The organism is Ferribacterium limneticum (genome assembly GCF_020510585.1).
Lineage (GTDB): Bacteria > Pseudomonadota > Gammaproteobacteria > Burkholderiales > Rhodocyclaceae > Azonexus.
The window spans coordinates 3,888,686-3,910,879 of record NZ_CP075190.1 but is presented as its reverse complement, the minus strand read 5'-3'; the positions used below and the strand labels follow the sequence as shown (position 1 = coordinate 3,910,879).

The 22,194-nt window shown below is 62.3% G+C and carries 24 protein-coding genes and 1 tRNA gene; 3 read left to right on the top strand and 22 right to left on the bottom strand.

Annotated elements, in window-relative coordinates; translation table 11 throughout:
- Nucleotides 1–6 precede the first annotated feature (6 nt).
- The 7 genes from KI613_RS18705 to KI613_RS18675 form a co-directional block, all read right to left on the bottom strand.
- Nucleotides 7–285, bottom strand: a complete 279-nt coding sequence (locus tag KI613_RS18705; RefSeq protein ID WP_226402311.1) for a type II toxin-antitoxin system HicA family toxin — start codon at nt 283–285, stop codon at nt 7–9.
- A 56-nt stretch (nt 286–341) separates the two neighbouring features.
- Nucleotides 342–827, bottom strand: a complete 486-nt coding sequence (locus KI613_RS18700; RefSeq protein WP_226402309.1) for a phosphatidylglycerophosphatase A family protein — start codon at nt 825–827, stop codon at nt 342–344.
- Nucleotides 811–1,788 (bottom strand): thiamine-phosphate kinase, encoded by a 978-nt coding sequence (thiL, locus tag KI613_RS18695; RefSeq protein WP_226402307.1) that lies wholly within the window; start codon nt 1,786–1,788, stop codon nt 811–813. The genes KI613_RS18700 and thiL overlap by 17 nt, the downstream gene beginning before the upstream one ends.
- Before the next feature lie 4 nt (nt 1,789–1,792).
- Nucleotides 1,793–2,281, bottom strand: coding sequence for a transcription antitermination factor NusB (gene nusB / locus KI613_RS18690; protein ID WP_226402305.1), 489 nt, complete (start codon nt 2,279–2,281; stop codon nt 1,793–1,795).
- Nucleotides 2,278–2,751, bottom strand: a complete 474-nt coding sequence (gene ribH, locus KI613_RS18685) for a 6,7-dimethyl-8-ribityllumazine synthase (RefSeq protein ID WP_226402303.1) — start codon at nt 2,749–2,751, stop codon at nt 2,278–2,280. Before ribH ends, nusB begins: the two co-directional genes overlap by 4 nt.
- 3 nt (nt 2,752–2,754) lie before the next feature.
- Complete coding sequence (ribBA, locus tag KI613_RS18680) at nt 2,755–3,864, bottom strand: bifunctional 3,4-dihydroxy-2-butanone-4-phosphate synthase/GTP cyclohydrolase II (protein ID WP_226402301.1); 1,110 nt, start codon at nt 3,862–3,864, stop codon at nt 2,755–2,757.
- Between the two features lie 102 nt (nt 3,865–3,966).
- The gene (locus KI613_RS18675) at nt 3,967–4,524 is read right to left on the bottom strand and encodes a YceI family protein (RefSeq protein ID WP_226402300.1); all 558 of its coding nucleotides are present in this window, start codon (nt 4,522–4,524) and stop codon (nt 3,967–3,969) included.
- Between the two features lie 98 nt (nt 4,525–4,622).
- Between KI613_RS18675 and KI613_RS18670 the strand changes: the two genes are divergently transcribed.
- Nucleotides 4,623–6,122 carry a polyamine aminopropyltransferase gene (locus KI613_RS18670; protein ID WP_226402298.1) on the top strand — a complete coding sequence of 500 codons (1,500 nt, stop codon included), beginning with the start codon at nt 4,623–4,625 and terminating at the stop codon, nt 6,120–6,122.
- Here the strand turns inward: KI613_RS18670 and KI613_RS18665 are convergent.
- The 9 genes from KI613_RS18665 to KI613_RS18625 form a co-directional block, all read right to left on the bottom strand.
- The gene (locus KI613_RS18665; protein WP_226402296.1) at nt 6,119–7,870 is read right to left on the bottom strand and encodes a putative bifunctional diguanylate cyclase/phosphodiesterase; all 1,752 of its coding nucleotides are present in this window, start codon (nt 7,868–7,870) and stop codon (nt 6,119–6,121) included. The genes KI613_RS18670 and KI613_RS18665 overlap by 4 nt on opposite strands.
- 42 nt (nt 7,871–7,912) lie before the next feature.
- Entirely contained in the window at nt 7,913–9,004 is a 1,092-nt protein-coding gene (gene ychF, locus KI613_RS18660) for a redox-regulated ATPase YchF (protein WP_226402294.1), read from the bottom strand.
- 24 nt (nt 9,005–9,028) lie between these two features.
- Nucleotides 9,029–9,607 (bottom strand): aminoacyl-tRNA hydrolase, encoded by a 579-nt coding sequence (gene pth, locus KI613_RS18655; protein ID WP_226402292.1) that lies wholly within the window; start codon nt 9,605–9,607, stop codon nt 9,029–9,031.
- A 70-nt stretch (nt 9,608–9,677) separates the two neighbouring features.
- The gene (locus KI613_RS18650; RefSeq protein WP_226402290.1) at nt 9,678–10,283 is read right to left on the bottom strand and encodes a 50S ribosomal protein L25/general stress protein Ctc; all 606 of its coding nucleotides are present in this window, start codon (nt 10,281–10,283) and stop codon (nt 9,678–9,680) included.
- A 56-nt stretch (nt 10,284–10,339) separates the two neighbouring features.
- Nucleotides 10,340–11,290: a ribose-phosphate pyrophosphokinase gene (locus KI613_RS18645; protein WP_226402288.1), complete on the bottom strand. Its 951-nt coding sequence runs from the start codon at nt 11,288–11,290 to the stop codon at nt 10,340–10,342.
- A 91-nt stretch (nt 11,291–11,381) separates the two neighbouring features.
- Nucleotides 11,382–11,458: transfer RNA gene (locus KI613_RS18640), tRNA-Gln, on the bottom strand.
- 74 nt (nt 11,459–11,532) lie between these two features.
- Nucleotides 11,533–12,396, bottom strand: coding sequence for a 4-(cytidine 5'-diphospho)-2-C-methyl-D-erythritol kinase (gene ispE, locus KI613_RS18635; protein WP_404826947.1), 864 nt, complete (start codon nt 12,394–12,396; stop codon nt 11,533–11,535).
- Complete coding sequence (gene lolB, locus KI613_RS18630) at nt 12,378–12,950, bottom strand: lipoprotein insertase outer membrane protein LolB (protein WP_226402284.1); 573 nt, start codon at nt 12,948–12,950, stop codon at nt 12,378–12,380. The genes ispE and lolB overlap by 19 nt, the downstream gene beginning before the upstream one ends.
- A complete protein-coding gene (locus tag KI613_RS18625) occupies nt 12,947–14,662 on the bottom strand; it encodes a tetratricopeptide repeat protein (protein ID WP_226402282.1) in 1,716 nt (571 codons plus the stop codon). The genes lolB and KI613_RS18625 overlap by 4 nt, the downstream gene beginning before the upstream one ends.
- A 111-nt stretch (nt 14,663–14,773) precedes the next feature.
- Here KI613_RS18625 and mutM point away from each other — a divergent pair, with 111 nt between their 5' ends.
- Together mutM and KI613_RS18615 are read left to right on the top strand one after the other, a co-directional pair.
- Nucleotides 14,774–15,607 (top strand): bifunctional DNA-formamidopyrimidine glycosylase/DNA-(apurinic or apyrimidinic site) lyase, encoded by an 834-nt coding sequence (mutM, locus tag KI613_RS18620; protein ID WP_226402280.1) that lies wholly within the window; start codon nt 14,774–14,776, stop codon nt 15,605–15,607.
- Nucleotides 15,608–15,674: 67 nt separating this feature from the next.
- Nucleotides 15,675–17,624, top strand: coding sequence for a dynamin family protein (locus KI613_RS18615; protein ID WP_226402278.1), 1,950 nt, complete (start codon nt 15,675–15,677; stop codon nt 17,622–17,624).
- 122 nt (nt 17,625–17,746) lie between these two features.
- On the opposite strand, the gene KI613_RS18610 is transcribed toward KI613_RS18615, so the two are convergent.
- From KI613_RS18610 to KI613_RS18585, 6 genes are read right to left on the bottom strand one after another with little or no spacing between them, the layout of a single operon-like run.
- Nucleotides 17,747–18,004: a YfhL family 4Fe-4S dicluster ferredoxin gene (locus KI613_RS18610; protein ID WP_226402276.1), complete on the bottom strand. Its 258-nt coding sequence runs from the start codon at nt 18,002–18,004 to the stop codon at nt 17,747–17,749.
- Nucleotides 18,005–18,024: 20 nt separating this feature from the next.
- Nucleotides 18,025–18,519, bottom strand: coding sequence for a pantetheine-phosphate adenylyltransferase (gene coaD / locus KI613_RS18605; RefSeq protein ID WP_226402273.1), 495 nt, complete (start codon nt 18,517–18,519; stop codon nt 18,025–18,027).
- The gene (gene rsmD / locus KI613_RS18600) at nt 18,516–19,070 is read right to left on the bottom strand and encodes a 16S rRNA (guanine(966)-N(2))-methyltransferase RsmD (RefSeq protein ID WP_226402271.1); all 555 of its coding nucleotides are present in this window, start codon (nt 19,068–19,070) and stop codon (nt 18,516–18,518) included. Before rsmD ends, coaD begins: the two co-directional genes overlap by 4 nt.
- Before the next feature lie 3 nt (nt 19,071–19,073).
- On the bottom strand, nt 19,074–20,363 hold the full coding sequence (locus KI613_RS18595; protein ID WP_226402269.1) for a M16 family metallopeptidase: 1,290 nt from the start codon (nt 20,361–20,363) through the stop codon (nt 19,074–19,076).
- Nucleotides 20,360–20,764: a hypothetical protein gene (locus tag KI613_RS18590; protein ID WP_226402267.1), complete on the bottom strand. Its 405-nt coding sequence runs from the start codon at nt 20,762–20,764 to the stop codon at nt 20,360–20,362. The genes KI613_RS18595 and KI613_RS18590 overlap by 4 nt, the downstream gene beginning before the upstream one ends.
- 12 nt (nt 20,765–20,776) lie before the next feature.
- Entirely contained in the window at nt 20,777–22,135 is a 1,359-nt protein-coding gene (locus KI613_RS18585; RefSeq protein WP_226402265.1) for a M16 family metallopeptidase, read from the bottom strand.
- Nucleotides 22,136–22,194 lie beyond the last annotated feature (59 nt).

Below are 22,194 nucleotides of genomic sequence, written 5' to 3'. Positions count from 1 at the left end.
AATGGCTCAAACGTCTCCCGCCTCATAGGCGGACAAAGTCACCCCGGCATGGCTGAGCATCTCGCGAATCGACTTGATGTCCGTCCGGCTGCAGGTGCTGCTGTTGTGCGGGTGATGGAGGAAGGCTTCGACCTTGTTGAGCGTGATCTTGTAGCGGGCGCCATGCGCCGGCTCGATCTCGGCACCGAGGTGGTGGAGCAGCGATTCGATCTCGCGCCAGTGGATGTTGCCCGATGGCGGGTCCTGGAAGATGCTGCGCATCAGGTGGGCATGCTTGTGACTCATGGCGAATCTCCGAGCAGGTTATGCCGGCTATTCTATGCCAGTGCGGTGTTGCCGTGTCAGGCGAAAACGATCTTGAGCAGGGCGAGACAGAGCAAAGTGTAGCCGGCCGCGACAAGATCGTCGGCCATGACGCCGAAGCCGTTTTTGACATGCTCGTCAAAATAGCGGGCCGGCTGCGGCTTGGTGATGTCGAAAAAGCGGAAAAGCGCGAAGGCGGCCAGTTGCCAGAGGAAAGTGGCTGGCGTCATCATGAGGATGAGCCAGAAGGGCACGATCTCGTCCCAGACGATGCTGCCGTGGTCGGGATCGCCGAGGCCACGGCCGGTGACGTCGATGAACCAGATGCCGCCGAGGTAGGCCACGGTCAACAGGAAAAAAAGGCCAAAATCAGAAAAGTGGTGATGGAACAGCGCGAACATCGCCCACGCGAACAGCGTCCCGAAGGTGCCCGGCGCCTTCGGGGCCAGGCCGCTGCCGCAGCCCAGCGCGAAGAAATGCGCCGGGTGGGCAATCAGGAAGTTGAGATCAGGTCGCTTGGCCAAAGTGGTCGTATCCCTTGCGGCCGAAGTCGACGGGCTTGCCGTCAGGGTCGAAAACGGTAACGTCGCCGGTTGGGCCTGTCACCATCTCGCCGATGCACCACAGCGGCAGTTCGAGTTGCGCGGCAATTTTGGCGATAGCCAGGCTTTGCGTGCCCGGTGCGGTGAAGCACAGCTCGTAGTCGTCGCCGCCGGTCAGCTGGCATTCGAGCGCGATGCGCCGGAGGTCGGCGTCGTAGCTTTCGCCCTTGGGTAGATGCGGTAGCTGGACCAGCTTGACGGCGGCGGCGCAGCCCGAGCGTTCGGCGATATGGCCGAGGTCGGCGAGCATGCCGTCGGAAACATCGATGGCGGAAGAGGCAATGCCGTTCAGCGCAAGGCCGAGGGCGACGCGCGGGCGGGGCTTTTCAAGGGCGCCGACACACAGGCGGGGCCACGGCTCGGGCAGTTTGACCTTGTTTTGAAGGTGAGCGAGGCCGAGGCTGGCCAGGCCGGGACGGCCGGAAACCCAGATCTGGTCGCCGGGCTTGGCGCCGTCACGGCGCAGGGCGCGGCCCGGTTCGACTTCGCCGATGGCCGTGACGCAGACGTTGAGCGGGCCTTTGGTGGTGTCGCCGCCGATGACATCGACGCCATATTCAGCGGCGCAGGCGAAGAAGCCTTCAGCGAAGGCGGCGATCCATGGCTCGTCGACCGCTGGCAGCGCGCCGGCCAGCGTCACCCAGCGCGGCTGGGCGCCCATCGCGGCGAGGTCCGAGATATTGACGGCCAACGCTTTCCAGCCGAGGTTCTTGGGATCGGTGTCGGGCAGGAAATGCGTGCCGGCGACTAGCATATCGGTGGTCACCGCCAGCTGCTTGCCGGGTGTCGGCTGGACCAGCGCGCAGTCGTCGCCGGGGCCGAGGACGGCCGACGGGGTAGGCCGGGCGAAATACTTGCTGATCAGGTCGAACTCGCCCGGCATGGCCTTATTTACTCTGCTTGCGTGCGGCAACCTCGTCGGCGCGAACGACGGCGGCGATCTTGTCGAGCACGCCATTGACGTACTTGTGGCCATCGGTGCCGCCGAAGGATTTGGCCAGTTCGATGGCCTCGTTGATGATGACACGATAGGGGGTTTCGGGATGGTTGTTCATCTCGAAGGCACCCATCATCAGGACGCAGGCTTCAATCGGCGAGAGTTCGCTGAACGGCCGGTCAAGGTGCGCCGTGACTTGCGATACCAGCGTCTCGCGCTGGCCGATGACGCCGCGCAGCGTGCCGACGAAGAATTCACGGTCAGCCTTGGCGAAGCCTTCCATTTCCGGGGCGTAGGCTTCGATGGCGGCTTCGTCGGCACCGCCGACGCGCCACTGGTAAAGGCCTTGCAGGATGAATTCGCGGGAGCGACGGCGGGCCGACTTGGGCGGGGCCTTGACGTCGTGGGGATGTTCGCTGTCGCTGAGAAAAGTGGTCATTGGAGCAGGGCTTTCTGGAGGTTGGCCATTTCGACGGCAGCCTGGGCGCAGTCGCTGCCCTTCGGCTGGGTGCGGATTTCGGCCTGTTCGTCGGTGTCGCAGGTCAGGATGCCGTTGGCGATGGGGACGCCGGTGTCGAGCTGGACTTCCATGATGGCGCGGCAGGAATCGTTGGAAACGACTTCGAAATGATAGGTGTCGCCACGGATGACGGCGCCCAGTGCGACCAGCGCGTCGAAGCTGCCGCTTTGCGCCATGCTCTGCAGGACGAGCGGGATTTCCAGCGCGCCGGGAACGTTGGCGATGGTCATGTCGGCATCGGCGACGCCGAGGCGCTTGAGTTCGGTGACGCAGGACGAGAGCAGGGCTTCGCAGACCGGCAGGTTGAAGCGGCTCATGACGATACCAACCTTGAGGCCGGTGCCGTCGAGGTTATTGTCGTATTCAAAGATGTTGTCGAAACGGGACATCGTTTATAGCTCCGCTGGTGTCGTGACGAAACCGGTGACTTCGAGGCCAAAGCCGGTCATGGAGGGCATTTTGCGCGGGCTGGAGAGCAGGCGCATCTTGGAAACGCCGACATCGCGCAGGATCTGGGCGCCGATGCCGTAGGTGCGCGGGTCCCATTTGACCGGGCCGCTCGGGGCGGTGCCGGTCAGGCGGGAAAGGATGGCTTCGCCGTCTTCCGGGCGGTGCATGAGGACGATGACGCCGTGGCCGAACTTGGCCATGGCTGCCTGGGCCTGCTCGATCGAGAAGGACTGGCGCTTGCTGGCCGGGTCGAGGAAATCGAGCACGGAGAGCGGTTCATGCACGCGGACCAGCGTTTCATCGCCGGCCGGGATGCTGCCCTTGACCAGCGCCAGATGAGTGGCGCCGCTCGCCTGATCGACATAGGCATGCATGGTGAAATCGCCGTGGGCGGTACTGATCGTCTTGCTCGTGACGCGCTTGACCAGGGTTTCGGAGGCGGCGCGGTAGTGGATGAGGTCGGCGATGGTGCCGATCTTCAGGCCATGCTCCTTGGCGAATTCCATGAGCTCGGGCAGGCGGGCCATGGTGCCGTCGTCGTTCATGATTTCGCAGATCACCGAGGACGGTTCGAGACCGGCCATGCCGGCCAGGTCGCAGCCGGCTTCGGTGTGGCCGGCGCGGACCAGGACGCCGCCTTCGCGGGCGGTGATCGGGAAGACGTGGCCGGGCTGGACGATGTCGTCGATGGTCGTGTTCTTGGCGACGGCTACCTGGATGGTGCGCGCCCGGTCGGCGGCCGAGATGCCGGTGGTGACGCCTTCGGCGGCCTCGATGGAGACGGTGAAGGCGGTCCCGTACTGGGTCTTGTTGTTGGTCGCCATCTGGGCGAGGCCGAGCTTCTTGCAGCGGGCTTCAGTCAGCGTCAGGCAGATCAGGCCGCGGCCGAATCTGGCCATGAAATTGATCGCCTCGGGCGTGATGTGTTCGGCGGCCATGACGAGGTCGCCCTCGTTTTCGCGGTCTTCTTCATCGACCAGAATGACCATGCGACCGGCCTTGAGTTCGGCGACGATCTCGGCGGTGCTGGCGATGGCGGGATGGGGTGGCATTGGGGTGTCCGGGAACAGCAAAAGGGGGGTGCTATTTTCGCAGAAACAGGGGATTAGCACATGACTTTAGTGCAGTGGCGGGCGCCCCGGCGGAAAGGAAATTCAGGGCTGATAGGCTTCGACCTGGACGCGCAGGCGGACTTCGTCGCCGATGAAGGGCAGGCCGTTGCTCAGGCCGAATTCGGAGCGGCGTAACACGCCGATGGCGTCGGCACCGCAGCCGCGCTTGCGGCTGGCCAGATTGAGGCCGCATTTGAAGCGGCTGACCTCAAGGCGCATCGGCCGGATTTCACCGAGCATGACGAGGACGCCGTCGACGGCGCTGAGTTTTTCTTCGGTGAAAATGAGTTTCTGGCTGCGAAAGAATATGTAAGGAAAGTCCTTGGCCTTGAACCAGTCGTCACCGCGCAGGACGTCGTCGCGCAATTCAAAACCGGTGTCGAGCGAGGCGGTTTCGATGCTGATGTCGATGCGGCCGGTTTTTTCCTCAGCGTCGAACTCGACGATGCCGCTGCTCCGATTGAACTGGCCGCGCTGCGTTGAAAAGCCGAGATGGTCGATTTCGAAGCTGGCGTAGGTGTGCGCCGGGTCGATGGTGTATTCGGCGGCGTCGGCCAGAGGCAGGCAAGCGGCGAAAAGCAGGGCGGGAAGGAGTCTCACGGTCAACCGGAAAAAAGGGCCAAAAACGAAATGGCGATGCCGGTCTGACCACTGCGGTTCTGGGCCGTTCCCGCGATTTCGCGGTAGCATCGCTGCCCATGCGGCATGCGCTCCTTTTCTCCGTTTTCGTCATTGCCTCCTGTGGCCTGGCCTACGAGCTGATCGCCGGCGCGCTGTCGTCCTACCTGCTCGGCGACTCGGTGACGCAGTTCTCGACGGTGATCGGCACCTACCTGTTCGCCATGGGCGCTGGCTCGTGGTTGTCGAAATACATCACGCGCGATCTGATCGGGCGCTTCATCCAGATCGAACTTATGGTCGGGCTGCTCGGCGGCTTTTCGGCGATCGGGCTGTTCCTCGTTTTCACCTGGCTGGGCGGGCCGTTCAAGCTGGTGCTCTATCTCGCGGTGTTCGGCGTCGGCGTCCTGGTGGGGTTGGAAATTCCGCTGGTCATGCGCATCCTGAAGCGCGAACTGGCCTTCAAGGACCTCGTGTCGCAAGTGCTCACTTTCGATTATCTTGGCGCGCTGGCGGTCTCCATCCTTTTTCCGCTCGTCCTGGCGCCGCAGATCGGCATGGTGCGTACCGGGCTGTTGTTTGGCGTGCTCAACGTCGCCGTGGCGCTCTGGGCGCTGCATCTGTTCCGCGATCAACTGCCGTCGCGGCGTTGGCTTGCCGTGCAAAGCTGGACGGTCTTTGGCCTGCTCGCCGCCGGGTTCGCCGGGGCCGGGCAACTGACGACCATCGCTGAAACCCACCTCTACGCCGACGACATCATTCACGCCGAAACGACGCCCTACCAGCGCCTCGTCGTCACCCGCTGGCGAGACGATTTGCGCTTGTTCATCAACAACAACCTGCAGTTTTCCTCGCATGACGAATACCGCTATCACGAGGCGCTGGTTCACCCCGGTCTGGCCAGCCTGCCGGGGGCGAAACGGGTGCTGGTGCTCGGTGGCGGCGATGGCCTGGCCGTGCGTGAAATTCTCAAGTATCCGAACGTCGAATCAGTAACGCTGGTCGATCTCGACCCGGCGATGACCGATCTGTTCGCCAAGACCCCGGCTCTCGTCGCGCTCAACGAAGGCGCGCTGAGTTCGCCCAAGGTCACGGTAGTCAACGCCGACGCGCTGCAATGGCTGGAGGAAAGCCGCGAGTATTTCGACTTTGTCGTCGTCGATTTTCCCGATCCGGCCAATTACGCGCTCGGCAAGCTCTATACCTCGGCCTTCTACCGCCTGCTCGAAAAACGCCTGTCGGCGCGCGGCCTGATCGTCGTCCAGTCCACCTCGCCGCTCTACGCCCGGCAATCCTTCTGGTGCGTCGTGACGACGCTGGAAAGCGTCGGCTTCAAGACGGCGCCGTATCACGCGCTGGTCCCGTCCTTCGGCGAATGGGGCTACATCATCGCCGGCCGGCAGGAATTCACCATTCCCACGGTCGACCGGAAAAAAACGCGATTTTTGACATCGGAAATCCTGCCCGGCCTGTTCGAATTCCCGGCCGACATGGCGCGCCTGCCAGCCGAGGTCAATCAGTTGAACAATCAGGTTTTGGTGCGCACCTTCGAAGAAGAGTGGCGCAAGGTCATCCGTTAGCGGCGCTGAGCGGCGAGGTGGGCCTTGAGGTAGGCCACCGTGTCGTCGAAAGGCATCGGCCGGCTGTACAGGTAACCCTGCAGGAAATCGCAGCCCAGTCCGGCGAGAAAGTCCCGCTGGGCCTCGGTTTCGACGCCTTCGGCAACCAGTTCGAGACCCAGGCTGTGGCCCAGCGCGATGGTCGCGGTACAGATCGCCGCATCGTTGACGTCGGTCTCGATGTCCTTGACGAAGGAGCGGTCGAGCTTGAGGCGCTTGATTGGCAGGTGCTTGAGGTAAGCCAGCGAGGAGTAGCCGGTGCCGAAATCGTCAATGGCCAGCACGATGCCCATGGCCGCTAGCTGGTCGAGGATGGACAGCGTCATTTCCGGGTTTTCCATCGCCGTGCTCTCGGTCACTTCGAGCTCGATATCCTCGGGTTCGAGGTCGTAGCAGGCCAGCGCGCCGCGGACGAGGAGCAGCAGGTTTTCATGGCGCAACTGCTGCGCCGAAATATTGATGGCAACGCGGATGCCGGCGATACCCCGTTGTTTCATGACGCGGATCAGCCGGCAGGTTTCCCAGATTACCCAGTCGCCAAGCGGCTGGATCAAGCCGGTTTCTTCGGCGATGGTGATGAAGCGCATCGGCGAGACGGAACCGAATTTCGCGTTGTTCCAGCGCAGCAGGGCCTCGATGCCGAGGACGCGACCGCTGACCGTTTCGATCTGCGGCTGGAAGTGCAGCGAAAACTCGCTGCTCGCCGGTGAAATGGCAGCAATCGCCTGGCGCAGTTCGTTCTCCATGGCCAGACGCTCGCCGGCCGCCTCGTTCATGCGAGCCGTGTAAAACTGGTGATTGTTGCGACCGGCACTTTTCGCGTGGTACATCGCCGTGTCGGCGTTGCGCAACAGCGTGCCAGGGTCGCCGCCGTCAATCGGATAGAGGCTGATGCCGATGCTCGGCGTGGCGTAGAGCACGTGATCGGCGATCCGGTAGCTGTCGGCCAGATTGCTCTGAATCTTGCTGGCGACGCGGGCGGCGGTCAGCGGCGATTCGATGTCGGGCAGGACGACGACGAATTCGTCGCCACCGATGCGCGCCACGAGATCGCTGGCCCGCACGCATTCGCGCAGGCGCAGGGCGACATTCTGCAACAACTGATCGCCGACGTGATGGCCCAGCGTGTCGTTGATGTTCTTGAAATTGTCGAGGTCGATGAGCATCAGCGCCATCTGCTTGCCCTCCCGTGCGCAACTGCGCAGCGATTGCGCCAGTTGCGATTCGAAGGCGAGCCGGTTGGGCAGATTGGTCAGCGGGTCGTGATAGGCCAGGTAGGCCAGGCGGTCGGCGACTTCATGGCTGGCAGCGATCTCAGTGTAATTGGCGACATAGTTCCGGATGCTGCCATCGGCGTTGCGTAATACCGAAATCTTGAGGCGGCGCGGGTAGTTGGCACCATCCTTCTGCTTGTTCCAGATCTCGCCTTCCCAGTAATCCTGATTTTCCAGCGCCTGCCACATGGCCGCATAAAACTCGGGAGAAGCCCGGCCGGAGGACAGGATGCGCGGATTCTGCCCGACCAGTTCTTCGGGCGAATAACCGCTCAACCGGGACAGTGCGCCGTTAAACGCAACAATCAGATTCCGGCTATCCGTCACCAGCATGCCTTCATTACTCTGCTCGAAGGTGCGCACAAAGACCTGTTCGGAGAGGGGGTCCTTGTCCGGCGGGGGCAGGGTGCTGGCTGCTGCGGTGGCGCGGGTCATAGAGTCATTCAGACTGTATATGAACTAATTCTAATCTTCTCGTCAGACGTTAAACAGGAAATTAAGTACATCGCCATCCTTGACGACATATTCCTTGCCTTCGGCGCGCATCTTGCCCGCTTCCTTGGCACCGGCTTCACCCTTGTAGGCAATGAAGTCGTCGAAGGCGATGGTCTGGGCACGGATGAAGCCACGCTCGAAGTCGGTGTGGATGACGCCGGCCGCCTGCGGGGCGGTATCGCCCTGGTGGATGGTCCAGGCGCGTACTTCCTTGACGCCGGCGGTGAAGTAGGTGGCCAGACCAAGCAGCTTGTAGCCGGCGTGAATCAGGCGGTCGAGGCCTGGTTCCTCAAGGCCGAGGTCGGCCAGGAACATCTGCTTTTCTTCTTCGTCGAGATCGGCGATTTCTGACTCGATGGCGGCGCAGACGGAAACGACCTCAGCCTTCTCGGTCGCCGCGTGGGCACGCACGGCATCGAGCAGCGGGTTGTTTTCAAAGCCGTTTTCGGCAACGTTCGCAACATAGAGCACCGGCTTGGCGGTGATCAGGCAGAACGGCTTGAGGAGCGCCAGCTCTTCCTTGGAGAAATCGAGGGCGCGGATGCCCTTGGCCTGGTCAAGCTGGGCAAAGCAGCGTTCCAGCACGGCAACCAGAATCTTGGCTTCCTTGTCGCCGGAACTGGCCGGACGGCGGTAGCGATTGAGGGCCTTTTCAACGGAGGCCATGTCGGCCAGCGCCAGCTCGGTGTCGATGACTTCGATGTCGCGCAGCGGATCGACGCCGCCGGAAACGTGGATCACGTTGTCGTCGGCAAAACAGCGTACGACGTGCACGATGGCATCGGTTTCGCGGATATTGGCCAGGAACTGGTTACCCAGGCCTTCGCCCTTGGAAGCGCCAGCCACCAGGCCGGCGATATCGACGAATTCGACGATGGCCGGCTGCATGCGCTGCGGCTTGACGATTTCGGCGAGCTGAGCCATGCGCTTGTCCGGCACTTCAACGATGCCGACATTTGGCTCGATGGTGCAGAACGGGTAGTTCTCAGCCGCAATACCCGACTTGGTCAGGGCGTTGAACAGGGTGGATTTGCCGACGTTGGGCAGGCCGACGATGCCGCATTTCAAAGACATGGGGTTTTCCTAAGTGGTTGCCAACTAAACGGCTTTGCCGTGCAACTGTTGCTGGGCGCCGGCAAAGTCTCCGGCGGCGAGTTTGGGCCAGGCCAGCAGACAGCGGGCGAGGGCGTGTTCGATATCCGGCAATTCTTCCTTGCGCGGCTGGTGCAGCACGAAATCGACGACTTCCTGCGATAGGCCAAGCGTGCGCGGGTGGCCGATGCCGAGGCGCAGGCGCCAGAAATCCGGCGTGCCGAGTTTGGCCTGGATATCTTTCAATCCGTTGTGTCCGCCGTTGCCGCCGCCCTGCTTGAGGCGAATGCCGCCGGGCGGCAGGTCGAGCTCGTCGTGGATAACGAGAATCTCTGCCGGGGGAATCTTGTAGAAATTAGCCAGCGCCGCCACCGACTGACCTGAACGGTTCATGAAGGTGCTCGGCTGCAGCAGCCAGGTTTCACCGACGCGCGCCGCCTTGCCGTAAAACTTGGCCTGCGGGGCGAGCGAAGCCTTCAGCTTGTCGGCCAGATGGTCGACAAACCAGAAGCCGACGTTGTGTCGGGTCGCTTCGTATTCCGGGCCGGGGTTGCCGAGGCCGACGATCAGGCGAGGTGGGTTCATGGGCTATAAGTGCGAAAAAGCCGCCGGCGGCATGATGCCAGCGGCGGCCGTTGCTGCAGGATGCCGGAAATTACTCGGCAGCAGCTTCGCCTTCAGCGGCTTCAGCAGCGCCAACCTTGCCGGCAACGATGCCGACGACGACGTCGTCAGTAGCGTGGGCAACCAGCTTGACGCCGTTCGGCAGCTTGAGCTGGGACAGGTGGATGCTGTCGCCGATATTCAGGGCGGACAGGTCGACTTCGACGAATTCCGGCAGATCCTTGGCCAGGCAATGCACGTCGACTTCGGTGATGACGTGGTTAACCAGACCGGCGTTGAGCTTGACGCCCGGAGCGATTTCTTCGTTGGTGAAGTGCAGCGGCACCTTGATGTGCAGTTCGTGCGTTGCGTCGACGCGCTGGAAGTCGATGTGCAGAACCAGCGGACGGTAGGCGTGCATCTGGTAATCGCGCAGCAGGACTTGTTCCTTCTTGCCATCAACGACGAGGTTGACGACGGAAGAATGGAAGGCTTCCTTCTTCAGCTTGAGCAGCAGGTCGTTATGGCCGACTTCAATGGCTTGCGGGGCCGCTTCGCCACCGTAAACAATACCCGGGACGGTGCCAGCGCGACGCAGGCGGCGGCTCGCACCCGTTCCCTGCAGCGTACGCGCTTGGGCGATAAGTTCAAATTGCATGGTGATACTCCAATAGTTTTCCCGGTCCGCGACCAGAACGGGAAGGTTAAAAAAACTTAATCGATGAACAGCGACGAGACGGAGTCGTCGTTGCTGATCCGGCGAATCGTTTCGGCCATGATTTCGGCCACGGAAAGCTGGCGGATGCGCGGGCAGGCAGCGGCATCGTCGCGCAGCGGAATGGTATCGGTGACAACCAGGGCGTCGAGGTCGGAGTCGTTGACCCGCTCGATCGCCGGGCCGGACAGCACCGGGTGGGTACAGTAGGCGACAACCTTCTTGGCGCCATTGGCTTTCAACGCGGTGGCAGCCTTGCACAGGGTGCCGGCGGTATCGACCATGTCGTCCATGATGATACAAGTGCGGCCGTCGACTTCACCGATGATGTTCATCACTTCGGAAACGTTGGCCTTCGGGCGGCGCTTGTCGATGATCGCCAGGTCGCATTCGAGGCGCTTGGCCAGCGAACGGGCGCGGACGACGCCGCCGTGGTCGGGAGAAACGACCAGCGGGTTTTCATAATGCTGTTTGCGGATATCGTCGAGCAGGATGGGCAGGGCGTAGATGTTGTCGACCGGAATGTCGAAGAAGCCCTGAATCTGTTCGGCGTGGAGATCCATGGTCAGCACGCGATCGACGCCGGAGGCGACGAGCATGTTGGCGACCAGCTTGGCGGCAATGGGCACGCGTGAGGAGCGCGAGCGGCGATCCTGGCGGGCGTAGCCGAAGTACGGGATGGTGGCGGTGATGCGGCCGGCCGATGCGCGTTTCAGCGAATCAACGATGACCAGCAGTTCCATCAGGTTGTCGTTGCAGGGCGCGCAGGTCGATTGCAGCACGAAGATGTCGCGACCGCGAACGTGTTCCTGCAACTCGACGCTGACTTCGCCGTCGGAGAAGCGCCCGACGTTGGCGCGGCCAAGATCGACGTTGAGTTGGTTTGCGACGTCGGCAGCCAGTTTTGGATTGGCGTTGCCAGTGAAGACCATCAAGCTGTTGTAGGCCATTCCCACATTCCTCCGGACCTTCTGCATGCTTACGTGCATTTGCCCGCCACAATGAAAATCGGGCAGGCTTGTGACCTGCCCGAAGGAAACTTGGCTGGGGAAGAAGGATTCGAACCTTCGAATGCCGGAATCAAAATCCGGTGCCTTGACCAACTTGGCGACTCCCCAGCGGGTTGCTCGAACGGGTTCGCGTCCGAGCGAGGCGCGAATAATACAGTAGCTCTTTGGGGAAATCCAGCCCCTCAGCGAATTTTTGCCAGCGGGTGTTCGCTCAGGCCATCGGCGATCCAGCCCTGCATGCCGGCCGGAAGGCTGGCGAGAATGGCTTCGGCCTCGCTGCGCCGGCGGAATCCGGCGAAAACACAGGCGCCGGAGCCGGTCATCATTGCGAGCGGAGCGTGGGTTTTGAGCCAGGCGAGATGCTCGGCGACGGCCGGAAATTTGGCGCAGGCGACAGCTTCAAGATCGTTGTGGCCTTGCCCGTGCTGCCAGTCGGCTGGGCGGATGGCAGCGGTGTCGCGCTTCAGTTCGGGGGCGCCGAAAATGGCCGCAGTTGGCACGTGTGCCGCAGGATGCAGGACCAGGTAGCTTTCCGGCGGCAGGTCGACATCGGTGAAGGCTTCGCCGACGCCTTCGGCAAAGGTGTTCTGGCCATGGATGAAGACCGGGACGTCGGCGCCGAGAGTGAGACCGAGTTTTTCCAGCGCCGGGCGGCTGAGGCCGGTCTGCCACAGATGGTTGAGCCCGAGCAGCACGGTGGCGGCATCGGATGATCCGCCACCCAGGCCGCCACCCATCGGCAATTGCTTGTCGAGATGGATGGTGGCGCCTTGCCGGCAAGCCGTTGCTTCCTGCAGCTGGCGGGCGGCACGGACGGTCAGGTCGCTGTCGGCCGGGACGCCGGGAATGGGCGTGGCGAGAACTATTTGATCATCGTCGCGTGCTTCGAAACGCAGCGTGTCGGCGCGGTCGATAAAGCGAAAGACGGTTTGCAGCAGGTGGTAGCCATCGGCCCGCCGGCCGACGACGTGCAGGAACAGGTTGAGTTTGGCCGGGGCGGGCCAGGTGCTATCCCAGTTCCAGTCGCTCACGGTGCGTCCTTCCATTCCTCGATACGCAGGCGCAGTTCGATTTCACCATTGCGCGACAGGGTCAGGCGGGCCGGCAGGGCGCTCGGGCTGTCATCTTCGAAGCTGTAATCGACTTGCCAGCCATCTTCGCTCAGCCGGGCGGGGCGGCCCCGGGCGTCTGTCTCGATCTGCGCCGTTCCGCCCGAGCGGCCGAGCAGCCAGGCCGGCAGGCGGCTGACCGGCAGGCGCTGACCGGTGACGTCTTCAATCAGGGCGTCGGGATCGCTTGATTCGCGCGTCTTGCCTTCAGCAGTGCGCAGGCGGGAAATTTCCGGTGTCGTTTCGATTTCGGCCAGTCCGTAGCCGAGCGGACTGGAGAGCAGCACGCGGTCGCTGCGGTTCTGGTGCGTCCAGGTCAGGCGGCCGCCGGAGTTTTGCACGGCTTGGCCGGGCAGCGTGACGCGCAGGGCGAAGCGGCCTTCCAGCGTGAAGTCGCGGATATGGTCGCGGGCGGCCAGTCGTGCCGGTGGCGTGCTGGCGCAGGCGGTCAGCAGGCTGGCCGCAAGCAGCAGGGTGAAGCGTAATTTCAAGGCAGGTATTTCTTGACGGTACCGCTCAGGACTTCGTTGCCTGGATGTGCCTTGATGGCTTCCTGCAGGATACGGCGGGCGTCGTCCTTGCGATTCATCGCCCACAGCACTTCGCCGAGATGGGCGGCGATTTCGGGGTCGGCCTTGATGCGATAGGCATTTTCAAGCGTCTTCAGGGATTCCGCCAGCTTGCCCTGGCGGTAGAGCACCCAGCCCATGCTGTCCATGATGAAGGGGTCTTCCGGGGTTTGGCTGAGTGCTTTGGCGATCAGGTCGTGGGCTTCTGGCAGGCGGATGTTGCGTTCGGCCAAGGAGTAGCCGAGCGCGTTCAGGGCGTGGGCGTGGTCCGGTTTGATGCTCAGCAGATGCTTGAGGTGAGTTTCAAGGATTTCCGGCTTGCCGATGCGCTCGGCGGTCAGCGCCGCTTCGTAAAGCAGTTCGGGGTTGTCCGGCTGGGCCGTCAGGGCAAGGTCGAGAACAATGTAGGCGTCGTTGTGGCGGCCTGCTTCGCGCAGGATCTGGGATTCGGCGAGGATCAACTGGGTCCGTTCGCCGACGGTGCCGCCGCGCGTGTTGTGCAGCAGTTCGCGGGCTTCGCTGGTCTTGCCCTGTTGGAGGAGGATTTGCGCCAATCGGGAACGGGCGGCGATGTATTGCTCGCCGACGGTGACCTGGCGGTAATGTTCAGCCGCTGCTTCCGTCTTGTTTTGTTCCTGGTCGAGTTGGCCAAGGAAGAAATGGATGGTGCTCTTGTCGGCGAAATCGGTGGTCAGCAGGTGTTCAAGCTGGGTACGGCCGGTGGTCATGTCGCCCTGCTGAAGGGCGAGCATGGCGACCGGGTAGATGACGTCCGGGTTGTCCGGATTTTCCTTGATCAGGCGGTCGAAATGACGGCGTGCCTCGTCGTAGCGTTTTTCGCTGATGAGCAGGCGGGCCAGCGCCAGACGGGCATCACGGCCGGCCGGGTTGGCGTCGACGAAAGCGCTCAGGCTCTCGATGGCCGTCTGCGGTGACAGCCTTGCCTGAATCTGGGCGCGGGCCAGGGCAGCGCTTTCCCAGTCGGGGCGAAGTTGCAGGGACTTCTCGGTTTCGTTGAGGGCGCGCAGGTTGTCGTTGGCATTGGCGGCGGCCTGGGCCATGGCGAAATGCGCTTCGGGCAGGTCGTCGTAGGGTGCGGCAAGGCGGTCGACCAGCGACTGGACGGCCTTTTTGTCGTTGTGCCGGGCGAGCATGCGGTTGAGGTGCATCAGGTTGTTGCCAAGATTCGGTTTGTCCTGAGCGAGCAGGGCCGCCAATTGGGGGGCGAGTTCGTCGAGGCGGTCGGCCAGGATCAACAGCGAGGACCGGGATTGCCGGGCCTTGGCCGAGTCGGGCTCGACTTCGAGCCAGAGTTTGGACAGTTCGAGGGCGCGGTCGAACTGGCGGGCGAAGCCGGCTACTTCAGTGGCTCGGGCGACGACTTTCGGATCGCGCGTACGCTGGGCAAGATCGGTCCACGCGTCGGAGCCGAGTTTGGCGTCGCCGCGCTGCAGTGCGAATTCGCCGACCAGAGCCTGGAAAACCGTGCGGGCGAGCAGGTCTTCCGAGGCGGATTGGGTGCTCTGCCGCTTGTCGGCTGGTTTGGCGGGGGCTTCGCCGGCGGCCAGGCCGTATCCACCTTGGGTCAGGCCCAGGGTGAGGGTAAGGGCGGCAGCGATTCGCTTCAGTTGCATGGACGGCTTTCGATCGAGGTTTGCGCGATGATCGCGCGAGAATTGCTTATTGGAACGCATAGAATCCGATAAGTTTGTGATGTTATTTGGGTTTGCCCGGAGGAACAAGCAATGCCGGAATTGCCGGAGGTGGAAGTTTGTCGTCGCGGATTGGCGCCGGAGCTCGAAGGCGCGCTGATCGAGGGCGTGGTTATTCGTGCGCCGAAGCTGCGTCATGAGATTCCGCGGGCCTTGATTGAACTGTTGCCAGGCTGCCATATCGTTGCTGTGCGCCGGCGTGGCAAGTACCTGCTGATCGACTGTCAGCGCGCGGGGATTGAGGGGAGCCTGATCATTCATCTCGGGATGTCGGGCAACCTGCGCTTCGTGGGGCGCGACCTGCCACCGGCCAAGCACGACCATTTCGATCTGGTGCTGGCCGGGCAGAGTCTGCGTCTGGCCGATCCGCGCCGTTTCGGCGTCGTGCTCTGGCAGCCGGGGCCGCCCGCGGCGGCGGAGCTGCATCCCTTGCTGGCAACACAGGGTATCGAGCCTTTGTCGGACGATTTCACGGTCAACCGGATTTTTCCGTCAATTTCGAAACGCAGCGGGCCGATCAAGCCGATCATCATGGACAGCCATCTGGTCGTCGGCATCGGCAACATCTATGCCTCGGAGAGCTTGTTCCGCGCCGGCATATCGCCGCTGCGGGCGGCCAACCGGATCAGCCGGGCGCGCTATGAAGTGCTCGTGGCGGCCATACGCCAAACCTTGTCGGACGCCATTGCGGCGGGGGGGAGCAGCATTCGCGACTACGTGCACAGCGACGGTAGTGCCGGCTGGTTCCAGATTCAGGCCGGCGTCTATGACCGGGCCGGACAGCCCTGCCTGCGCTGTGGTGGCGTGGTCAGACAAATTCGCCAGGCCGGGCGGAGTACTTACTATTGCGCTGGCTGCCAGCATTAAAATGGCTCTGCAAGTCTATGTATTTATGCTAAATTGAAGTTTCCGATTGCCCCGGGAAGGACGCCGTATGTCGCTCGCCAACCAATTCGCTGCCTATACCGCCTGGCGTTCGCGCCTGGCCACTTATATTGCTGAGCTTCAGGGCTGGCTGAATAACAACGAGCTGTCCGATGCCCAGAGCGACCTGCGCCTCACGCAACTGCTCGAACGCCTGCGTGAAGACCGGCTCAATGTCGCCTTTGTCGCCGAGTTCTCGCGCGGCAAGTCAGAGTTGATCAACGCCATTTTCTTCGCCGACTACGGCAATCGGATGCTGCCTTCGTCGGCCGGCCGGACGACCATGTGTCCGACCGAGCTGTTGTTCGACGGTAACAAGCTGCCGTGTATCGAACTGCTGCCGATCCAGACGCGGGCCTCGAATTCCAGTGTCAGCGAATACAAGCGCTTTGCCGATGAGTGGACGAAAATTTCGCTCGATACCGAGTCGCCGGAAGCCATGCAGGACGCCCTGCGCCACGTCAGCGAAACCACCCGGGTAACGCCCGAAGAGGCTGGCCGTCTCGGTTTCGAAGTCGGCCAGGGGCAGATCGATCTCTATGTGATTGGTGATGACGGGCTGGTCGAAGTCCCGCGCTGGCGTCACGCCATGATCAATTTTCCGCACCCGCTGCTCAAGCAGGGGCTGGTCATTCTTGACACGCCGGGCCTCAATGCCATCGGTGCCGAGCCGGAACTGACCCTCTCGCTGCTCCCCAATGCCCATGCCGTGCTGTTCATTCTGGCGGCCGATACGGGCGTGACCCAATCCGATCTGGCCATCTGGCGCGAGCATATTTGCGGTGGTGGCATGGCCAAGCGCGGCCGGATGGTTGTCCTCAACAAGATCGACGGCCAGTGGGACGAATTGAAATCCACAGAGGAAATCGACGGCGAAATCCAGCGTCAGGTCGATTCCAGCGCTGCCATTCTCGACTTGCCGGCCAGCCAGATTTTCCCGGTTTCGGCGCAAAAGGGCCTGGTCGCCAAGATCAACGGCGATACGGCCTTGCTCGACAAGAGCCGCCTGCCGTTGCTCGAAGCCGCGCTCTCCGAGGAACTGATCCCGGCCAAGCGCGATATCGTCTGCGACAGCACCGAAGGCGAGTTTGGCGATGTCAGCAGACGCGTGCGCAGCCTGCTCGACACGCGTCTGCTTGGCCTGCGCGAGCAGCTGACCGAATTGACCGAACTGCGTGGCAAGAACAAGGGCGTCGTCGAGTACATGATGGGCAAGGTACGGGCGGAAAAGGACGAATTCGAGTCCGGCCTGCAGCGTTACTACGCCGTGCGCAGCGTGTTTTCAACGCTGACCAACAACCTGTTCAGCCACCTCGGTCTCGACGTTCTGCGCCAGTTGACGCACGAAACGCGCGAAACCATGCTCGATGCCGCTTTTTCCAAGACCTTGTCCGATGCCATGGCCCGTTTCTTTGCCGGTTCGCGTGATGCGCTGGCCAAGTCGAACAACGAAATCAGCGAAATCCTGTCGATGATGGAGGCGGTTTACAAGAAATTTGCCATCGAGCACGGCCTCAAGCTCGGTTCGCCGACGACCTTCTCACTGCTCCGTTACGAGAAGGAGCTCGACCGCCTGCAGGCCTGGTGCGACGACCATCTCAACACGATGGTCAGCCTGCTCACCCACGACAAGAAGAACATCACGCAGAAATTCTTTGAGGAGGTGGCCACCCAGGTGCGGCGTGCCTTCGAGCACGCCAACCGCGATGCGGAAGTCTGGCTGCGCGCCATCATGGCGCCGATGGAAACCCAGGTGCGCGAACACCAGATTCAGCTCAAGCGTCGTCTGGAAAGTATCAAACGCATCCATCAGGCGACCGATACGCTGGAAGACCGAATTGCCGAACTCGATGGCGTCGAGCAAAACCTGCTCCAGCAGATCGAGGCGCTCGAGGAAATTGTCGGTCGCGTTCAGGACATGCTGGTACCGCTTGATGTCCGGGAATTGCAGGCGGCCTGAGCGGTCGCCGCGGCGAATCTTACGGTCAACAGCGCTTGCTACGGTCAACCGGAAAAAAAGCCTAAAACCGAAAACAAAAAACCCGCGAAATTCGCGGGTTTTTTGTTGGGGCGCTGAAAAACTCAGGCGCGCTTGTTGCCGGTCAGCTTTTCGTACTTGACCCACAGCATGTCCTGGGTTTCGACATGGTTTTCATCCTTGGGGATGCAATCCACCGGGCAGACCTGCACGCACTGCGGTTCGTCGTAGTGGCCGACGCACTCGGTGCACTTGTTCGGGTCGATAACGTAAATTTCCTCGCCCTGGGAGATCGCCTCGTTCGGGCACTCCGGTTCGCACACGTCGCAATTGATGCACTCGTCGGTAATAATCAGAGACATAGCTGTTGTTCCTCTCTCGGTTAAGCTGTGGTTTTCGCCCGCAGGCGCTTTTCGACACAAGGTTGCACAAATTTGCTGACATCGCCGCCCAGGCGCGCAATTTCACGCACCATGGTAGCGGAGATAAACATGTATTGCTCGCCAGGGGTCAGAAACACTGTTTCGACCTCCGGATAGACGCTGCGGTTCATTCCCGCCATCTGAAATTCGTATTCGAAGTCGGAGACGGCGCGCAGACCGCGCACGACGACCTTGGCTTCCTTCTCGTGCACAAAGTTCATGAGTAGCGAGTTGAAGCCCACAATTTCGACATTCTCGAGGTCGCCGAGGATTTCGCTGGCCATCTCGACACGCTCGGCGAGCGGGAAGCGCGGCTGCTTGGACGGGCTCTCTGCGATGGCCAGGATCAGCTTGTCGAACAGCGTCGAGGCGCGGCGGACGAGATCCTCGTGGCCCCGGGTGATCGGGTCGAAGGTGCCCGGGTAGATCGCTACGCGATGATTGAGTTTGGTCAAGCTGTTTTCCCGCCTGTGTCTCGCCGCAACAAATGATAGTGGACTTCGCCTGCCCTGCCGTGACGCACCGTGCGCCAATCGCCAAGCGATTCGATTTCGTTCTCTGCTTCGACGTAGATCGCTGCATCTTCGTTCAAGGCGCCGGGAAGGAGTGGCTCCAGGCGGGCAATCCAGCCTTTCTTGAAGGGCGGATCGAGGAAGATCAGGTCGAATTTTGCTTTCGTCGAGGCCAAATATTGTATCGCATCCGCACGAATGATCTCCATCGTTGCCGGTTTCTGCAGCATTTCGTGGTTTTCACGCAACGCGGCGAGGACTTTGGGCGCCTGTTCGACCAGCACGACGCGAGCCGCGCCGCGCGATGCCGCTTCAAAACCGAGCGCGCCGCTGCCGGCGAACAGATCGAGGCAATGCCGGCCATCCAGTTCCTGGCCAAGCCAGTTGAACAGCGTTTCGCGGACGCGGTCCGGCGTCGGGCGCAGGCCCTCGCTATCGGGAAACTTCAGGACGCGGCGGCGATAGTTGCCGCCGATGATACGGACCGAGTTCAAGGTTTAGTCTGCCGCGACCGTCACCGTAATCAGGTTGTCCGGCCGCACGCGGCGGGCAAAAGCCTGGCGGATGTCGTCGGTCGTCACCGCCTGGACCCGGGTCTGATACTGGTCGAGGTAGTCGAGCGGCAGGCTGTAGAAGCCGATGTTGGCGACGTTCTCGAGAATCTTCTTGTTGCTGTCCAGGCGCAGCGGGAAGCTGCCGGTCAGGTTGGCCTTGGCGGCCGCCAGTTCTTCCTCGCTCGGGCCATCCTTGAGGAAGCCGGTGAGCACTTCGCGTGTCACCTTGAGGGCATCCTTGGCCTGAGAACGCTTGGTCTGCAGGCCGATCTGGAAGGGACCGGTCTGCTTGAGCGGGGCGAAATAACTATAGACGCTGTAGGCGTAGCCGCGCTTGTCGCGGACTTCCTTCATGAGCCGCGAGACGAAACCGCCACCGCCCAGCGTGTAGTTGCCGACGAGCAGCGGGAAGAAATCCGGATTGCCGCGTTCGATGGCCGGCAGGCCGATATAGACGTGGGCCTGGCTGGCCGGGTGGGGCAGATTGGTGTGGCTCCATTTCGGCAACTGCGGCGCATCCGGCAGCGTCGCTGCCTTGCCTTTGGGCAGTTCGGCGGCGATGGCTTCGGCAATCTTCTCGGCGTCGGCACGGGAAAGGTCGCCGACCAGCGTGATGCTGGCGTTGGCGGCGTTGTAGTAGCGGGCGTGGAAGGCGGCGAGATCGTCGCGGTTGAGCGCGGCAACGCTTTCCGGCGTGGCCTGGCGGCCGTACGGATGGTTCGGGTACATGGCGGCCCAGAAGGCCTTGCCGGCGATGCTGTCGGGGCGGGTCATCGCTTCCTTGAGGCCGGCGATGGTGCGCGCCTTTTCACGGTCGAAAATGGCGGCATCGAAGCGCGGAGCGTGCAGCACGGCCTTCAGGATGGTCAGCGCCGGTTCCAGCTTGTCCTTGGCCGACAGGGTGCGCAGCGAGACGTTGGCGCGGTCGGTGTCAGCGCCGCCGCCGAGGCTGGCGCCGATGTCGGCCATCTGCTCGGCTATGGCCGTTTCATCGAACTTGCCGGCGCCGAGGTCGAGCGCGCCACGGGTCAGGGCGGCGAGGCCGGATTTCCCGGCCGGGTCGAACATTGATCCGGCGGCGAAATCGACTTGTACGTCGAGCATCGGCAAGACGCGGCTTTCGACGAAATAGACGCGGGCGCCCGATGGCGAGACCCAGTGCTCGATCTTGACGCCGGCCAGGGCAACTTGCGAGATGAGCAGGGCGATTGCTGCGGTCAACAGTCTTTTCATGCCAAAAACTCCAATAATTTCGGTTGCCAGGCAAGCAGCAGGGCGAGGCCGGCGACCAGCGCCGTCGCGCCCAGGCCCCAGGCAAGGTAGCGAACGAGGCGGCGGTTGGCATCAACCTGGGCGACCAACAGGGCGTTCTGTTCGCTCAGCGCCTGAATCAATTCGCCGGAGGCCAGTATCTGGGTGCGCAATTTGCGCTGAACGGTTTCCAGGGACGCCAGTCGCGTCGCGAAATCGGCGTCGGGGGCCACAACGGGGTCAGCATCGACGATGGACCCATCGCTATTCTTGCGGCCCATGCCCTTCCACAGCTTCTTGGCGCCCTCGGCGATGATCGGCGCCTTGCCGAGCACGTCGCTCCACGGCACATTGCTCAGGATGGTCATCCACGGTAAAGCCATGATGACCCCGGCTCAGTGGCGAGTGGCAACGGCCGGGCGGCGGGGCTTGCCGTCGAGCGGTTGCGGGTCGAGCAGGCCGATGGTCAGCGCGTCGTCGTTGAAATACTTCTTGGCTACGGACTGAATGTCGGCGGCAGTCACCTTCTGCAACTTGTCGAGCATGCGGTCGAGCTTCTGGTAGGGCAGGCCGACCGCTTCGATCTGGCCGATTTCCATGGCCTGGCCGAACATCGAGTCGAGCTTGTAGACCTGTCCGGCAATCAGTTGCGCCTTGGCGCGCTTGAGCTCCTGCTCGCTGACCCCGTCTTTCTGGACGCGGGCGATTTCGGCACGCAGGGCAGCTTCGAGATCGCTGACCGTCCTGCCTTCGGAGGGCGTGCCGTGCAAATAAATCATGCCCGGGCCGCGCGCTGTGGCGTCGTAATCGATACCGGCCGACAGGGCAACCTTGTCCTCGCGGACCAGTTTCTTGTTGAAGCGGGCGGCGTCATGGCCATCGAGAATCGAAGCGAGCATTTCCAGCGCGTAAGGATCGACGTCTTGGTCGATGTCGCGCAGGATCGGCGCCTTGTAGCCCATGATCAGCACCGGCAGTTCAGCCGGCGCCTTGACGGTAACCTTGCGTGTGCCTTCCTGGGCCGGCTCGACCTGTTGCCGGCGAACCGGCAGGGCGCGGCCTTCGAGCGGCGCATAGTATTTCTCGGCCAGGGCGAAGACTTCCTTGTGATCGACGTCTCCGGTGATGATGACGTAGGCGTTGTTCGGCACGTACCACGTGTCGTACCAAGCCTTGGCATCGGCTGCCGTCATCGTTTCGAGGTCGTTCATCCAGCCGATGATCGGCCGGCGGTAGGGGTGGGCCTGAAAGGCGACGGCGTTCATTTGCTCAAAGAGCTTGGATTGCGGGTTGTCGTCGGTGCGCATGCGGCGCTCTTCCATGACGACCTTGATTTCCTGGGCGAATTCCTTGGCGTCGACGTTGAGGTGGCGCATGCGGTCGGCTTCGAGCTGCATCATGTCGGGCAGCTTTTCCTTCGGCACCTGCTGGAAGTAAGCCGTGTAGTCGCGGCTCGTGAAAGCATTGTCACGCCCGCCGGCGGCGGCGACGCGTTTGTTGAACTCGCCGGGGCCGACGCTTGGCGTGCCCTTGAACATCATGTGCTCGAGCACGTGGGCGACGCCCGAGGCGCCATCGACCTCGTCGGTGCTGCCGATGCGGTACCAGACCATCTGGACGGCGGTTGGCGCCCGGTGGTCTTCCTTGACGATGATGCGCAGGCCGTTCTTGAGCGTGGTTTCGTACGGATTGGCGAAAGCTGCGGTCGACAACCCGGCCGCAAGCAAAACGGAGAGCAGGTGTTTGAGGGGCATGGGGGGGCGGGGCTTTCTGTTAGAATTCGGGGCTGATTTTGCATCGAACCGGACGGCAT